The 15,572-nt window shown below is 69.8% G+C and carries 11 protein-coding genes and 3 CRISPR repeat arrays (1 of these 14 only partly in view); all 11 genes read left to right on the forward strand.

Features of this window, described 5'->3' with window-relative positions:
• A CRISPR array of direct repeats spans positions 1-700; the repeat unit is 28 nt; unit sequence GAGCAACCCCCGCAGGCGCGGGGACGAC; it begins 671 nt to the left of the window's first position.
• 628 nt (positions 701-1,328) lie between these two features.
• The 11 genes from OO47_RS27090 to cas2e all read left to right on the forward strand — a co-directional run bounded on the left by OO47_RS27090 (position 1,329) and on the right by cas2e (position 15,246).
• Entirely contained in the window at positions 1,329-1,529 is a 201-nt protein-coding gene (locus tag OO47_RS27090) for a hypothetical protein (protein WP_030220486.1), read from the forward strand.
• A 2-nt stretch (positions 1,530-1,531) separates the two neighbouring features.
• Positions 1,532-2,071 (forward strand): DUF6879 family protein, encoded by a 540-nt coding sequence (locus OO47_RS27095; protein ID WP_030220490.1) that lies wholly within the window; start codon positions 1,532-1,534, stop codon positions 2,069-2,071.
• On the forward strand, positions 2,068-2,907 hold the full coding sequence (locus OO47_RS27100; protein WP_234323308.1) for a helix-turn-helix domain-containing protein: 840 nt from the start codon (positions 2,068-2,070) through the stop codon (positions 2,905-2,907). The genes OO47_RS27095 and OO47_RS27100 overlap by 4 nt, the downstream gene beginning before the upstream one ends.
• 731 nt (positions 2,908-3,638) lie before the next feature.
• Positions 3,639-4,703: a CRISPR direct-repeat array (repeat unit 28 nt; unit sequence GAGCAACCCCCGCGGGCGCGGGGACGAC).
• A gap of 131 nt (positions 4,704-4,834) precedes the next feature.
• On the forward strand, positions 4,835-7,780 hold the full coding sequence (gene cas3, locus OO47_RS27105) for a CRISPR-associated helicase Cas3' (protein WP_234323309.1): 2,946 nt from the start codon (positions 4,835-4,837) through the stop codon (positions 7,778-7,780).
• Between the two features lie 329 nt (positions 7,781-8,109).
• Complete coding sequence (gene casA / locus OO47_RS27110; RefSeq protein WP_030220498.1) at positions 8,110-9,804, forward strand: type I-E CRISPR-associated protein Cse1/CasA; 1,695 nt, start codon at positions 8,110-8,112, stop codon at positions 9,802-9,804.
• Positions 9,801-10,973, forward strand: a complete 1,173-nt coding sequence (gene casB / locus OO47_RS27115) for a type I-E CRISPR-associated protein Cse2/CasB (RefSeq protein WP_030220500.1) — start codon at positions 9,801-9,803, stop codon at positions 10,971-10,973. Before casA ends, casB begins: the two co-directional genes overlap by 4 nt.
• Positions 10,974-11,141: 168 nt before the next feature.
• Positions 11,142-12,317: a type I-E CRISPR-associated protein Cas7/Cse4/CasC gene (gene cas7e / locus OO47_RS27120; protein WP_033210463.1), complete on the forward strand. Its 1,176-nt coding sequence runs from the start codon at positions 11,142-11,144 to the stop codon at positions 12,315-12,317.
• Entirely contained in the window at positions 12,314-13,117 is an 804-nt protein-coding gene (cas5e, locus tag OO47_RS27125) for a type I-E CRISPR-associated protein Cas5/CasD (protein WP_030220507.1), read from the forward strand. Before cas7e ends, cas5e begins: the two co-directional genes overlap by 4 nt.
• A gap of 5 nt (positions 13,118-13,122) precedes the next feature.
• Entirely contained in the window at positions 13,123-13,926 is an 804-nt protein-coding gene (gene cas6e / locus OO47_RS27130) for a type I-E CRISPR-associated protein Cas6/Cse3/CasE (RefSeq protein WP_030220509.1), read from the forward strand.
• On the forward strand, positions 13,919-14,929 hold the full coding sequence (gene cas1e / locus OO47_RS27135) for a type I-E CRISPR-associated endonuclease Cas1e (protein ID WP_030220511.1): 1,011 nt from the start codon (positions 13,919-13,921) through the stop codon (positions 14,927-14,929). Before cas6e ends, cas1e begins: the two co-directional genes overlap by 8 nt.
• Complete coding sequence (gene cas2e / locus OO47_RS27140; protein WP_030220514.1) at positions 14,926-15,246, forward strand: type I-E CRISPR-associated endoribonuclease Cas2e; 321 nt, start codon at positions 14,926-14,928, stop codon at positions 15,244-15,246. Before cas1e ends, cas2e begins: the two co-directional genes overlap by 4 nt.
• A 44-nt stretch (positions 15,247-15,290) precedes the next feature.
• Positions 15,291-15,562: a CRISPR direct-repeat array (repeat unit 28 nt; unit sequence GTCGTCCCCGCGCCCGCGGGGGTTGCTC).
• The last annotated feature ends 10 nt before the right edge of the window (positions 15,563-15,572 follow it).

Consider the following 15,572-nt stretch of genomic DNA (forward strand, 5'->3'; position numbering starts at 1 on the left):
AGAGCAACCCCCGCAGGCGCGGGGACGACCCCCGGTGCGCCTGGTAGGCCGGGAGTGCCTGGGAGCAACCCCCGCAGGCGCGGGGACGACTATCTGGAGCGCTGGCCCGGCGATCATGAACTGGAGCAACCCCCGCAGGCGCGGGGACGACAGTTTGTCGGCCATCTGCCACACGGCCTCGGCCGAGCAACCCCCGCAGGCGCGGGGACGACGCCATGCCAGGGCAGTGGCAGGCACCGGACGGCGAGCAACCCCCGCAGGCGCGGGGACGACCTGCGGCGGATCTGGTCGATCCGGCGGGCGCGAGAGCAACCCCCGCAGGCGCGGGGACGACAGGGGCCGACTGTGCACCGCGTGTAACACTGACGAGCAACCCCCGCAGGCGCGGGGACGACCAGCTCGGGCTCGGGCTGGGTCATCGGTCTCCGGAGCAACCCCCGCAGGCGCGGGGACGACTCGCGCGCGGGCGGCCGAGCTGGATATGGCCGCGAGCAACCCCCGCAGGCGCGGGGACGACACCAACAACCCCCAGCAGCAGTCCGACGACCTGGAGCAACCCCCGCAGGCGCGGGGACGACACGCGCACCGGGCGCCGATCCCCCGAGGGGAAGGAGCAACCCCCGCAGGCGCGGGGACGACTTCTTCGGCGGGGCCGCCGCCGTCCGCCCGCGGGAGCAACCCCCGCAGGCGCGGGGACGACACTTCTTGACCTGCAGTAATGCTAGCAACGGCCGCAGTTTTCCTTTACATGCATTTCGCTCCTGCGGCTGGTCCGAGGGCGTTGTCAGTGCCAGGGCCTGGGGCGTCTTGAAGGGGCGGGCTTGGTGATAACCCCTGTGGTTGCGGGGATGACACCGCTACTCCAGAAGCGGCGCGTACGTGAGAAGGGACACCCCCTCCGCGGGCGCGCGGACGACGTCCTGCCGACCGGCGCCGGGAAGACGGTCGTCGAGCAACTCCCACGGGCACGAGGACTACAGCATCCAGGACATCGCGAAGAAGCCCGTCCGCGGGCAACCCCCGCGGGCGCGGGGACGACACGACGGCGCCGAGGAGCTGCGCGCCGAGGTTGGGGCAACCCTCGAGGGCACGGGGAACGACTCTAAGAGTGCGACCAGCCGGTGCTGCTGGCGGTTTCGAGCCGGCGACGACGTCCCCGAGGAGGTCGAACCAGTCGGCGAGCGGATCGGACACACCCGGGCAACGAACCAGGCTAAGAACGGTCACCGCTGGCCCCGGCCAGAGTCGCGCAATCTCGCGCAACCCTCCTGCACTCGGTCTGCTCGTCGACCATGCTGGTACTTCACCCGACGAAGACGGAGCCCGCCATGACGCTCAGGTTCATCGGCACCACCAGCGAGCACGGCAACTGCCCCACCCTGTACGAGGTAATCGAGACCGGCGACCTCGTCGTCCAGGGCGACGAGATCGACACCGAGCAACGGGCCCAGCTCCGCGACCTCGGCGTAGCCGAGACCGCCGTCGTCATCCCCCGCGAGCTTCTCACCCGCTTCGCTCCCAAGGAGTAACTGTGCCCCCGCTGGCCCCCTTCGAGGAGATCACCCACCTGTTCGCCGAGTTCCAGCACAGCGCGTTCCGGCTGGAGACCCGGCGTGGCTACGCCACCGACCGGGCCGGTACCCGCTTCCAAGCGTTCATGCGCGGCACCCTTCCGGCCACAGAGCCGGATCATCCGTGGAACGTGAACGTGCGCGAGAAGACCCGGGCCGGCGCGCGGTTTTCCCGGGTTCGGATCATCGACGAGCCGCCTACGGACGGGCAGCGGTTCCTCATGGCGACTGCCGCCGGGAACGTCGTGGCCGGCGAGGACATCCGCGTCCTGCACCGGGCTACAGCTGAGCGCCTCGGGATCGACCTCACCCATGACTTTTGGCTCTTCGACTCCCGCGTCCTCGTGCGGATGCACATCGACGACACGGACACCACGGTCGGCGTCGAGCTCGTCGAGGACCAGGCGCAGGTTCTCGCCGCGTGCCGGGCGCGCGATACAGCCCAGGCCGCCGCCATGCCTACTGCCTCGGCATGGGCGGCGGTACGGTCTACGGTGTGACCGACCCCGACAGCAGCAGGGAAGCCCTTGGCGCGCGGCTCCGCGAGCTCCGTGCCGAGACCGGCCTGGCTGGCAAAGGGTTCGCCGCCCGGCTTGGCTGGCAGGAGTCGAAGGTCTCCCGGCTCCAGTCCGGCAAGCAGAAGCCGAGCCCGGAGGATCTCGCCGAGTGGGCCGCGGCCGCCGGGCGGCCCGATCTCCTCGACGAGCTTCTCGCTCGTCTGCGGGGAGTGGAGTCACAGCCGGCGCACTGGCGTCGCCAACTTGCCGCCGGCCATGCCCCCGTTCAGGACCGGTACGTCGTTGAGTACCGGCGCGCGGCCACGGCCCGCGGCTACGAGACCAGCGTCATCCCGGGCCTTTTCCAGACCGCGGACTACGCCCGCCACCTCCTCACCCAGAACGCCGCGCTGATGCGTTCGCCCCGGGACACCGAGGCCGCCGTCCAGTCCCGCATACGCCGCCAGGAGGTGCTGTACGAGCCCGAGCGGCTGTTCCGCGTCCTGATCTGGGAGGCCGCCCTCTACGCCCAGGTGGGCACCGCCGACACGATGACCGGGCAGCTCGACCGGCTCGTCGGCCTCCTCGGCATGTCGACCGTCGACCTCGGCATCGTCCCCCTCCGCGCGCCCATGCCGCTCACCCCGAAGCACGGATTCTGGATCTTCGACGAGCAGCGGGTCGTCGTAGAGACCATCAACACTGAGCTTCAGTACAACGGCGGCGACGACCTCGCCCTCTACACCCGGGTCTGGGATCAGCTCTCCGAGCACGCCGCCCGCCGGCTCCAGGCACAGCACCTCATCGGCCGCATCCGCGCCGCGATTGCACAGGCCTGAGCAACCCCGTAAAACCCCGGGCCGAGCCTGTGCAATCCGGCGCAATCGTCCGACGCCCATAAAATTCCGCGCCCTACGGTCGACCCATGGCGACGTCAATCCCCAGCTCACGCGCCTGCAACTGGTGCCCGCACCCCGGGGCCGACTGCTGCATCCGCGTACACCCGTCCCCCGAGGGCGGCCTGCACGTCTACGCCCACCGGATCTGCGCAGCGGTCCGGGGCGTGAAGTGGCTGTACCGAATCCTTCCGGGACCAGCCCGGTGACCGCCGCGACGACGAGTGGCCGGGTGATCCGGCCGGACTGCGAGTACGACGAGCACACGTGGTGCAAGACGAACGGGGTCTACGTCAACCGCACCGGCCGTGTCCCGGCCGACGCTCCCGGCGCCGTCGAGGTTTTCCCGCCGGAGCGCTGTGACTGCCCATGCCACAAGGAGACCCGATGAGGCACTAGACCTTTGGATGTCCGATCGTCGGCGAAGCCCGCGAGGTAATCCCGACTCGAACTCCGCCGCCCAACTGACGCTGTACATGCACCGGAGCTGTGTGGACTGCGAGGCCGCCCAACGACAGGCACGCCGATCTCCTGCTCGCACGGGCGGAATCAGACCGCCCGGTCAATGTCCCCCGCCAGCCGGGGCCTCACCCTCCCACGTTGACGTCGACGAGGAGCAACCCCTGCGGGCGGGGGACGACTTACCGCCCTGCTCGCCGCGCTGCGGACGGGTGTAACGACCCCCGCGGGCGCGGGGACGACGACAGCGGGAGCGCGACGACCATGCAGCCGTCGGAGCAACCCCCGCGGGCGCGGAGACGACAGTGCGGTGGACTACCGGCTGACCCGCCCGTACGAGCAACCCCCGCGGGCGCGGGGACGACATCCCCCGAATCCGGCGCCCCTTGTGGTGCCCGGAGCAACCCCCGCGGGCGCGGGGACGACGTCGCTTGACCTGGAGCGATCCATGCGCCACGCGAGCAACCCCCGCGGGCGCGGGGACGACACCACCACCAACCCCCTGCCGCTGAACATCAGCGAGCAACCCCCGCGGGCGCGGGGACGACTCTGGGCCCCAGCGCCAGGCGCGGGCCGCGGTCGATCAACCCCCGCGGGCGCGGGGACGACCTGACCTCGTCCACTCCGAGCCGGGCCTTGAGCGAGCAACCCCCGCGGGCGCGGGGACGACAGGAGCGTGGCCCTGTACGCCTCGGGCAGGCTGGAGCAACCCCCGCGGGCGCGGGGACGACGGGGGCATGGCCGTCTTGATCAGCGACATGTAGGAGCAACCCCCGCGGGCGCGGGGACGACGCGGGCGCCTTCTTCCCGCCGCCGGACACCGTCGAGCAACCCCCGCGGGCGCGGGGACGACGTGACGATCGGCCCCACCACACCCAGGACTTCGGAGCAACCCCCGCGGGCGCGGGGACGACGCGACCCCGGCCACGTGGGACTTGGCCACCCCGGAGCAACCCCCGCGGGCGCGGGGACGACGCCAGCGAGTTCGCGCGGGTGATCCCGCCGGAGGAGCAACCCCCGCGGGCGCGGGGACGACGCCAGCCTCCACGCCCAGGATCACGGCGACGGCGAGCAACCCCCGCGGGCGCGGGGACGACTGGAGCGCGAACGCGCGGGCGTTCGGAGACAGCGAGCAACCCCCGCGGGCGCGGGGACGACCAGCACTGGGTGAGGAACGCCATGTGCCCGGACGAGCAACCCCCGCGGGCGCGGGGACGACTTGTACCGGTCCTCGGCGCCGGCCTTCAGGCCGGAGCAACCCCCGCGGGCGCGGGGACGACACTTTGTGACCTGCGGTGATGCTAGCAACGGCCACGGTCTTCCTTTACATGCATTTCGCTCCGATGGCTGGCCCGAGGGCGTTGTCAGTGCCAGGGCCTAGGGTGTCAGGACTTTGGCACTGGGGGTAACAATGGCAGACCGCGGGGGTTCGGTCGTCGCGCTGATGAAGGCGATGGGGTTGTCGCCGGAGGCCGTGGAGCGGGTGTCGCGGTTGTGGGGGAAGTCGGCGGCGAGGAACGGTGGCCGGACGCATCTGCTGCTGGGGCATCTGCTGGATACAGCGGCTGTGGCTGGCGTGGTGTGGGATCGGTACCTGTCGGTGGCGTTCCGGCGGCGGTTGGACGAGGTTAGTAGTGGTCGGGGCCGTCTGTGGTTTATGTGGGTGTGCGGTATTCACGATTGTGGGAAGGCTTGTCCGGCGTTTCAGGCGATGGACGTGGTGGAGGCCGCGCCGGTGCTGGCGGCAGGTCTGGGGTGGGGGCGGCTGCCGACGAGTCGGCGGAAGATGTGGCGTCATGATGTGGCTGGGGCGGCGCTGTTGAAGCCGCGGCTGGTCGCTGAATGGGGGAGTGAGGAGGCGGCTGGGTGGGTGTGGCCGCTGGTGGCGGGGCACCACGGGACGTTCCCGTCGGTTTGTGACATTGATCCACCGCACCGGGAGGTCCAGGGCCGGGGTGCTGCCTGGGAGGAGGCGCAGCGTGCGGTGGTGGACGTGTTCACCCGCGCGGTCGGCTTCGATGATTTGGCGGACGTGCGGCCGGTGGGTGTCTTGCGGAAGGCGGAGCAGCTTGTTCTGTCGGGGCTGATTGTGATGGCGGACTGGATTGCGAGCGACAGCCGCCAGTTCGTGGGCCTGGCTGATGCGGAGCTGGTTTCGTTTGATGGAGCCCAGGGGCGTGCGGAGGTGGCGTGGGAGCGGCTGGGTCTGCGGGGTGGTTGGCGGAGTCTGCCGCTGCCGCGGGGGCGGCTGGATTCGCTGACCGCGCGGTTGGATGTGACGCCGCGGGCGTCGCAGCGGGAGGTGCTGGAGCGGGCGTGGTCGATGCCGGTGCCGGGGCTCATGCTCGTCGAGGCTCCGATGGGGGAGGGCAAGACGAAGGGGGCGCTTGCGGCTGCCGAGGTCCTCGCGGCGCGGTTCGGTCTCGATGGTGTGTTCGTGGCGATGCCGTCTCAGGCGACGAGCGATCCGATGTACGAGCAGGTGCTGCAGTGGGTGCGTACCTTCGATCCGGAACTCGAGTCGCAAGTGGCGCTCCTGCATGGGCGTCGGCGTTTCAACGCTTGGTGGCGGGCTATCTGGGAGGGGAAGCCGCGACCTGACGGCGAGGGGTGCGGCTGTGACAGTGTCGGGGCGGAGGTTGCGTTCGCGGACGATGACTTCGGTGCCATTGGTGAGGATGCCGAGTACGGCATACCGCCGGCTGAACCGGCGTTCGCGGGTGGTACGGGCGCGGAGGCGGACAGTCCGGCGCATTGGTTTCTCGGTCATAAGCGGGGACTACTCACCGCGTTCGCGGTGGGTACGGTGGATCATCTGCTGTATGCGGCGACTCGTACGCGGCATGTCATGCTCCGGTTCGCCGGGCTGGCGGGAAAGGTCGTGATCGTTGACGAGGTGCATGCCGCGGATGTGTACATGCGGCAGTTCCTCGTTGAGGCCCTTCGGTGGCTTGGGCAGGCCGGAGTTCCAGTGGTGCTGCTGTCGGCGACGCTGCCGCCCGCGCAACGGCAGCTGTTCGTGGACGCCTATCTGTCCGGTGTGCTGGGGAAGGCGGATGTGCACCAGCCGGTCCCGGAGCCGGCCGGGTATCCGTGTGTGACGGTCGCCTACGGTGTGGAAGGCAGGGCGGTTGCTGAGACCTCGCGTGAGGTGGTGCCGTCGTGGCGTGGGTCGGTACCTGTGAAGCTCGCCTGGCTGCCCGACACCGAGACTGCCGGTGCGCGAGTATCCGAAGCGGTACGGGCGTCCGTGGCCGATGGTGGAGTCGCCCTGGTGGTGGTCAATGAGGTCGCTCGGGCGCAGGCGGTCTACGAGGAGCTGCGGAACGGCGGATTTGACGGCGAGTTGCATCTGCTGCACGCCCGGCTGTGCGCCGCGCACCGTGGGGACCGGACCGAGGAGTGCCTGCGTCTGATGGGACCGAAGGCCGGGAAGGAGCGGCCTCAGCGCATGGCGGTGATCGCCACCCAGCTTGCGGAGCAGTCCTTCGACGTGGACGCCGATGTGCTGATCACCGATCTGGCTCCCACTGACCTGCTTCTGCAGCGGATCGGCAGGTTGCATCGCCACAGTGGCACCCATCGGCCGGACGCCCACCGGGTGCCGCGGGTACTGGTCACCGGGGTGGCGGGTGCGCGGGAGGGGATTCCACGGTTTCTGAGGGCTTCGGAGGTGATCTACGGCCGGTGGTCGTTGCTGCGGGCGGCGGCTCTCGTCGTGGAAGCCGCCGGTCCTCTGCCGGCCCCGGATGGTGGGGACCTGCTGCGGGGGGAGCGGGAGGGCGAGGGGTGGAGCATTCCGGCCGATGTGCCGGGTCTGGTGGCGCGGGCCTACGGGAGTGAGGCGGTCTGCCCGGTGGGCTGGCCCGAGGCCGAGGCCCGGGAGGAGTGGCAGGCCAAGGAGTTGGAGCGGGCGGGGAGGGCAGTGGGGTTTCTCCTGTGTCGTCAGCGGGAGTGGGCCTTCCCCACGCTTGAAGGTCTCCACTACGCGGGCAGCCGGGCTGCAACAGAGGAGCAGCTCGACGCCGTTGTCCGGGACGGCGATCCCACCGTCGAAGCGGTGATCGTCCGTCGGGTGCCCGGCGGTTACCGGGCCTACGACGGTGCTTGGCTCGGAGTGCACGGTGAGGTGGACGACGACGAGGTGACGGACCGGCTGATGGGTGGCATCGTTCGCCTGCCGTCCAGGATTGCGGCCGCTGCCCGGGCCGAGCTGCGCCCGCTTCCGGGGTGGGTGGGCCGGCCGTGGCTGGAGTACCAGTTGGCGCTGGTGCTGGAGGAGGACGGCACACGGCTGCTGGGGGCAGATCGGGTGGCGTATGACGATGTTCTCGGTCTGGTCGTCGAGCGTCAGTGAGTGGTGGGGCGTGTGAAGCGCCCCCGTGGTTCCGCCACCCCGCCTGTGCGGGGACTACGTGAAGCACCGAACGGGAACACCCCCGGCTTTACGGGGAGACGGAAAGCGCTCCATACGCCACGCCAGGCAGAGCTTATCGAGCCTTTGGCCATAGTTCGGGGTTGGCTGAATGTCGCCGTGGGGAGATTACTCAACCAGCTTGTAAGCATCGAACCTTGTGTGCAAGCGTGGGGAGTGGCGAGGCGATGCGGGCCTGGGGAGAACCGCATCGGGCCGCCGTCCCTCATGTCCAGGAGGACGTGGGTTGCATCATGGAGGGGGAAGCCGCCATGGACGTCGATGGAGACCTGGTCCACGGTGCGGCGCTGACCGCGGTCGGCTTGGACGGTGCCACGAAGCCCGTCGGTCTGCTGAACGTCTTGACTCAAGCGCACAGCATCCGGCGTCTTGAGCTTCCGGTGCACACGATGCTGCCGGTGGTAATCCGCCAGCTGTTGCTGCCGGTCATGTTCGATGCCCTGGGCGTGCCGCGGAACCGACAGGAGTGGGGTGAGCGGTTCAGGCGCGGGAGGTTCTCCGGGCAGGAGCTGGAGCGCCTCGCGCACTACCTGGGGCCCGAGCGCTACGGGGACCGTTTCCGGCTGTTCGCTGCCGAGCGGCCGTTCGCGCAGGTCGCTGGCCTGAAGGCGTTGAGCGGGGAGACGAAGTCGGCCGCGCAGCTGGTGCCGTCGGTGGCGTCGGGCAACAACGTTCCGCTGTTCAGTGCTCTGAGCGAGGCCGATGAGCTGTTGCTGACGCCCGGGGATGCCTTGCTCTGGTTGCTGCACGTGCACTGCTGGGACACGGCGTCGATCAAGACCGGCGCCGAAGGCGACCCGCAGGCGAAGAACGGGAAGACGACCGGCAACCCCATCGGGCCGCTCGGTCAGCTCGGCATCGTCGTTCCTGTCGGGGAGACGCTTTACGAGACGCTGCTGCTGAACACGCCGGTGGTGCCCGACGGTCTGGCGGCCGACGACCGGCCGCAGTGGGCGTGGGACGAGCGCCCGGCGAGCCTCGGCTGCAAGTCGCCGACCTCCCCTGCGTGGTCGGAGCGCCCGGCGAGTGGTCTGCTGGACCTGCTGACCTTCCAGGCCCGCCGGGTCCGTCTGTTCACCTGCGAGACGGAGCAGGGCCTGCGGGTGAACAGAGTGATTGTGTCCGCCGGCGACCGGCTGACGCGAACACCCGATTACGACCCGCACACCGCCTGGCACCACACGGCCAAGCCGAAGAAGGACCAGCCCCACCGGCGACCCCGCCGTCATGCTTCCGGCCGGGCGGCCTGGCAGGGACTGAGCACCCTGCTGGCAATGGCCCTGCCGAAGGAGAGCGACGGCCCCTACACGTCACAGTTGCTGCGCCAGATCGGCGACCTGCAGTCCGACCAGGTACTCGCCGGACAGTATCCGCTCGGCGTGGAGATCTCGGGCCTGGAGTACGGCAACCAGTCCGCCGTGGTGGAAAACGCCATCGGCGACGACCTGCCCCTTCCCGTGAACGCTCTGCTCGCCCAGGACAAGTGGCTGCGCGAGGCACTGCTGGAGTGCGTCGAGCAGGCCGACCTGGTCGCCCGGACTCTCGACGGTCTGAACAACGACCTGCGGCGCGCCTCGGGCGGCGATCCGCTGCCCCGGGACAAAGGCAGCCGGCCCTCCGCGCAATTCCTGCACTCCCTCGACCGGACGATGCGCCGCCTGCTCGTCGGGCTGCGGACCGTCGATGCGGACGACGATGAGCTTCTGGAGCGCGCCCAGCTCGCATGGGAGCAGACCGTGTGGATCGCCGCAGGCAGGGAGGCCGACCTTCTGCTCGCCGCTGCCCCGCCGCGCGCCATCATGGGGCGCACGGTCAAGAACGGCGACAAGGAGTTCGTGTACCGCAGCGGCAAGGCCATCGGAGTCTTCCGGAAGAAACTGGCAGAGATCCTGGAGCGTGCCGCCGAGGAACGTGACACCGAGGCGGAGGAGGTGGCCGCGGCATGACGACTCTCCACAGTTCACGGGCAGCGCGCGGCACGGCGGGCCGTGCACGGCCGTTCTTCTGGGAAGAGGCCACCGAGGAGTGGCATGCGGCACGGGGTGAGGGGCGGCGTGCGGAGTTTCCGGAGTATGTGACACGCAAACTCAGAGCTGTGAGGGAAGGCGTCGGCCGTGAGGCCGGCACCGTCGCGTCGATACGGACGATCCACCGGATCTTCCTTCCGGACGGTGAGCCGGAGCGTCTTCCCGATTCCTACCTTGCCGAGCACTACACGCTCACCTTGTTCGGTCTGCACCAGCATGCCGCGTCCAGCCCGGTCCACCAGACAGGCATTGGGCTGGGAACCGCGTGCCTGCGGCTGCAGCAAAGCCAGGCACTGACCGAGTCCTCGGTGGAACGACGGCTGATCGCGGCGGCCACCGCGCAGGATCTGCACGAACTGGAGCAGCACCTGCGGCGGCTTGTGCCGCTTCTGCGGCAGGCGGGCATTAGTGTGGACTACACGCGTCTGTTCCATGAGATGACCCAGTGGGACGGGCCGGGGCGCAACCGGGTGCTGCGGGCCTGGGGCCTGCAGTACACCGACCCGGGCGAGGAGGAAAGCGACCGTGCCGGAGAGGAGCCAGCGCCGTACTGGGTGACGTTCGTCCCCGGCAGCCGGGGTACCGGCGCCGAGCTGGCCGCGCTGCGCTCCGGCACAGGGCGGGAAGCGGGGACGGTCGCCGCGATGTGGCCGTTCCATCGCACCCGCATGGCGTCCGAGCAGCGTGACCGGGGCTCCTTGACCCGGGACCTGATGGCCGAGCACACGGCCCTCACCCTATTCGCCCGGCACCAGCAGACGCACGCACACCGGATGCACCTTCCGGGAGCAAGCCCTGGCACGGCCGCCGGTCTGCTTGCGCGAAAAGCTGCCGCCGGCAGCGAGGGGAAGAGCGCGACCGCATCGCTGGAGAAGCGCTTCGGGGTCCTGCTGACCTCCGGCGACTCCGACGAACTCGCCGCACATCTGCGATCCCTCATCCCGCTGCTGAACCGAGCGAGCGTTGAACTCGACTACGACCTGCTCCGCTCCGCCCTGCGAGTCTGGGACGACCCCCGCAGGCCGCACGCCGCCAGCAGACTTCGGCAGCGGTGGGACCACGACTTCCACCACGCCGCGACTTCCTGACACCACCGATCGAGGGCAGTTCCGCCTGCCTCGCCGGCACGGGGCCGGGTCACCGGCGTCCGGGTCTCCGGACGCCGGCCACGCGGCCTCATGTCGTCAACCTGTTTCCGTGTCCGCGTTGTTCGCGCCCGTTTCCGCGGCGCCCCTCTGCCTTCAAGGAGTCATGTCATGAGCCAGAAGCATCTGTTCGTCGAGGTCCACATCCTGCAGAGCCTTCCCCCCTCCAACGTCAACCGGGACGACTCCGGGACCCCGAAGCAGGCCGTCTACGGCGGGGCCCGCCGGGCCCGCGTCTCCTCGCAGGCCTGGAAGCGGGCGACCCGAACCGAGTACGCCCGGCAGGTACCCGAGGCCGACCGGGCCACCCGCACCAAGCGGATCGCCACCCTGCTCGCCCAGCGACTCATCCAGCCCGCCGGTCAAGGCGGCGCCGGCCTCACCCAGGAGCAGGCCGACCGCCTGGCCGCCGCTCTGCTCGAGCCCCTGGGCATCACCAAGTCCGCCAAGAAAGACGACCAGTCCGCCTACCTGCTGTTCTTCGGCAAGAAGCAACTCGACGCCCTGGTGAAGCTGCTCGACGGCCGTGCCGCCGAGCTGGCCGCCCTGGCCGATGACGAGCTGAAGAGCGAGGTCAAGAAGCTGGCCGTCGTGCAAACGCTGTCCACCGGCCACCCGGCAGAGGTCGCCCTCTTCGGCCGCATGGTCGCCGACCTCCCCACGCTGAACGTGGACGCCTCCGTCCAGGTCGCACACGCCCTGTCCACCCACGCCGTGCGCACCGAGTTCGACTACTACACCGCGGTCGACGACGAGAACACCGAGGACCACGGCGCCGGGATGATCGGCACCGTCGAGTACAACTCCTCCACGCTGTACCGGTACGCCGTCCTCGGCGTGCACCAGCTCCGTGACAACCTCTCCGACGCCGACGAGACCCGCGAAACAGCGGTCCGCTTCATCGACGCGTTCGCCCGTTCCATGCCGACCGGGCACCAGAACTCCTTCGCCCACCGCACCCTGCCCCACCTGGTGCTGCTGACGGTTCGCACCGACCAGCCGGTGAACCTTGTCTCCGCCTACGAGGAACCCGTCACCGGTGTCACTGGCCTGGCCGCCGAGTCCATCGTGCGGCTCGCCGACGAGCTTCGGGCGGTCGGCAACACCTGGGGCAACAAGCCGCTGCGGACCCTGGCCACCTATACCGCCGAGGGCGACAAGGTCACCGAGGTATTCGGCTCCTCCCTGCCCTTCCCCGCCCTCCTCGACTCGGTCAACGCACTGGTCGGCGAGTGGCTCGACGGCGGCGCGCTCGCCCCCTCCGAGGCCTCGGAGGCCGGCGCGTGACGACCACCACCGACTGCTGCGTCCTAGTGCTGCGGCTGGCCGCCCCCCTGCAGTCCTGGGGCGGCTCCTCCCGCTACAACCGGCGCGAAACCCGCCCCCAGCCCACCAAGTCCGGTGTCCTCGGCCTTCTGGCCGCCGCCGAAGGCCGCGACCGTGAGGCATCCCTCACCGACCTGGTCGGCCTGCAACTCGGCGTCCGGGTCGATCAACCCGGCACTTTGCTGCGCGACTACCACACCTACAGCGACTACCGAGGAATCCCGCTGCTCTCGGCCAAGACCAATGCCAAGGGACAGCAGACCCGCACCACCCCGGCCAAGCACACCGGCGTCACCCAGCGCTTCTACCTCCAGGACGCCGTCTTCGTCGCCGCCCTACGCGGGCCGAAGCCGTTGCTCAAGAGTCTGGAAGAGGCTGTACGCAACCCTGTGTATCCCCTCTCCCTCGGCCGTCGCTCCTGCCCGCCGGTCGGCCCCGTCAGCCTCGGTCTGCGTTCTGACACGGAGCTGGAGGACGCGCTGAAGAACGTGCCGTGGCAGGCGGGCAGCCACCGACGCGTCCAGGCGCAGGGCACCACCGTGTCCTTGGAGGCCACTGTCGAGGACCCTGCCGGCGACCAGCTCGCCATCGATGTCCCCGACACCTTCGACCTCAAGTCCGGAACCCGCTTCGGCCGCCGCGCCGTGTGCCACTTCTGGGTAACTCTGCCCACCGGCCGCGCCCAGCCGGATACCGCCTCACCGGACGCCGGCCCCGCCGGACAGGCCGACCACGATCCGTTCGCTCTCCTGGGCTGGTGACCTACATGCCCTACCTGTCGAAGATTGCACTGAACCCGCGCCGTCGCACGACCGTGTCTCTGCTGTCCAGCCCCCACCGCCTGCACGCCGCCGTTCTTGCCGGACTGGCTGTGCAGCCCGTCACCGAACGGGTGCTGTGGCGGCTGGAGAACAACACCCCGTACCGGGCCGAAGTCCTCGTCCTCACCGAAAGCCGTCCTTCCTGGGCACACCTCATCGACGACGCCGGCTGGCCCGGAGCCGACGGAGCCGCCCCGCTCATCGCCGACTACACACCACTGCTTGAGCGCATCGTCCGCGGCCGGGAGTTCGGCTTCCGCCTCACCGCCAACCCCGTCCAGAGCGTCCCCCGACCTATCCGGCCGAGTGAGGAACAGGCGGCCCGCCTCAAGGAAGAAGCCGACCACGGAAACCGGCACCGCGGATTCCGCGTAGCCCACCGCACCGTGGAGCAGCAGCTCACATGGCTGCTCAGGCGGAGCGAACGCCACGGCTTCACCATCCCCGACGCGACGGCCACGCCTCCCGGGCCCGGCCTGCAGGCAGACGATGACGAGCCAGAAGCGCTGGCACCGTCGGCGGGGCCGGCGGTCGCCATCGTCAGCCGTGACATCCTGCGCTTCACCAAGCACAAGGCCGGTCCCCGTATCACTCTGTCCACCGCCACCTTCGAAGGACGCCTGCGCGTCACCGATCCCGACGCGCTTCGCTCCGCCCTCCTCGGCGGCATCGGACCCGCCAAGGGCTACGGACAGGGCCTCCTCACGTTGGCACCACTGCGCACCGCGGGAAAGGCCGACCATGGCTGACCCGTGGTGGCGGACCGGGCCCCAGGACGTCCACCGGCTCGAGGACCGCATCAGCAGCCTCTACGCCGAACGCTGCCACATTGACCGGGATGACAACGCCATCGTCCTGGTCAACAAGGCACGCATCATCCACGTCCCGGCCGCCTGGCTCGCCGTCCTCCTTGTCGGCCCTGGCAGCCGCATCACCCACCCTGCCGTCACTCTGCTCGCCGACTCCGGCACCGCCGTGTGCTGGGTCGGCGAACAGGGCGTGCGCCTCTACGCCACCGGCACCAGCACAGCAAGAGGGTCACAGCTTCAGCTACGGCAGGCATGGCTGGTCACCCGGCCCAAGGAACGCGTCGCCGTGGCTCGCCGTATGTACGACATGCGATTCCCTGGCGAGGACACCACCGGCCTAACCCTTCAGCAACTGAGGGGCAGGGAAGGCACCCGTATCCGCCGCCTCTACTCCCAGCACGCGCAGCGCACCGGCGTCCCCTGGACGAAACGCGACTACAAGCCCGGCGACGCCTTCGCCGCCGGCGACGACGTCAACCGTCTTCTGTCCGCCGCCAACTCTGCCCTCTATGGCATCTGTCACGCGGCCATTACCGGGCTCGGCGCCAGTCCCGCCCTCGGCTTCGTCCACACCGGCAACGCGCTCTCCTTCGTACTGGACATTGCCGACCTCTACAAAGCCGAGTTCACCATCCCGCTCGCCTTCGACCTCACAGCCCAAGGCCTGACCTTGGAACGCGACGCACGCACCGCCCTGAGGGACGCCATCGTCCGCGGCAAACTCCTTCCCCGCGTCGTTGCTGACATCAAACGGCTCCTCGTTCCCGAAGAAACCGACCTCGTTGACGAGGACCTCGGCGCCCTCTGGGACGACGGCGACACCGTCGTCAGCAGCGGCCGCAACTGGAGTGCCACTGACCACCTTGACATCATCCCGGAGACCCCCGAGCCCTCGGAACGGCCCGACCCGGACGACACCACCTCAGGGGAGCCAGCCCCATGAGCACCGGCACCACTGTGATCGTCCTCATCGCAGCCCCGCCCGGGCTCCGCGGCCACTTCACCCGGTGGTTCGTCGAAGTCGCCGCCGGCATCTTCGTCGGCAACCCCAACCCGCGCATTCGTGACCGCCTCTGGGCCACCCTTACCGACCGCATCCACGACGGTCAAGCCGTCATGATCGAACCCGCGACAACCGAACAGGGCTGGACCACCCGTACCACTGGCCGCGACCGCTGGACCCCCGTTGACTTCGAGGGCCTCACTCTCATCGCCCGCCCACGCCAAGGCGGACAGACGTGGCACCCCCAAACCACGTAAAGCAAAACAGCATGATCATGTGACAACACCACAGGTCACCAAGTGTCGTCCCCGCGCCCGCGGGGGTTGCTCCCACCACGGGCTCGTCGCCCCCGCCGCCATGGTGTCGTCCCCGCGCCCGCGGGGGTTGCTCGGTGATGGCCATGCAGCAGCAGGCCCACGGCGCGTCGTCCCCGCGCCCGCGGGGGTTGCTCGCGACTTCGGTAGCTGCCCTCAGGTGGTAGCTGGTCGTCCCCGCGCCCGCGGGGGTTGCTCCCTGTCGAGGGCCTCGACTGCGTCTTTGAGGGGGTCGTCCCCGCGCCCGCGGGGGTTGCTCGCCTGTGGAC

This window comes from Streptomyces bikiniensis (assembly GCF_000716625.1).
In the GTDB taxonomy this organism is placed as follows: Bacteria; Actinomycetota; Actinomycetes; order Streptomycetales; family Streptomycetaceae; genus Streptomyces; species Streptomyces bikiniensis.

Coding starts and splice junctions, on each gene's coding strand:
- cas3 (WP_234323309.1), top strand. CDS start 4,835: ATGGCAGACCGCGGGGGTTCGGTCGTCGCGCTGATGAAGGCGATGGGG.
- casA (WP_030220498.1), top strand. CDS start 8,110: ATGGACGTCGATGGAGACCTGGTCCACGGTGCGGCGCTGACCGCGGTC.
- cas6e (WP_030220509.1), top strand. CDS start 13,123: ATGCCCTACCTGTCGAAGATTGCACTGAACCCGCGCCGTCGCACGACC.
- cas1e (WP_030220511.1), top strand. CDS start 13,919: ATGGCTGACCCGTGGTGGCGGACCGGGCCCCAGGACGTCCACCGGCTC.
- cas2e (WP_030220514.1), top strand. CDS start 14,926: ATGAGCACCGGCACCACTGTGATCGTCCTCATCGCAGCCCCGCCCGGG.
- OO47_RS27090 (WP_030220486.1), top strand. CDS start 1,329: ATGACGCTCAGGTTCATCGGCACCACCAGCGAGCACGGCAACTGCCCC.
- casB (WP_030220500.1), top strand. CDS start 9,801: ATGACGACTCTCCACAGTTCACGGGCAGCGCGCGGCACGGCGGGCCGT.
- cas7e (WP_033210463.1), top strand. CDS start 11,142: ATGAGCCAGAAGCATCTGTTCGTCGAGGTCCACATCCTGCAGAGCCTT.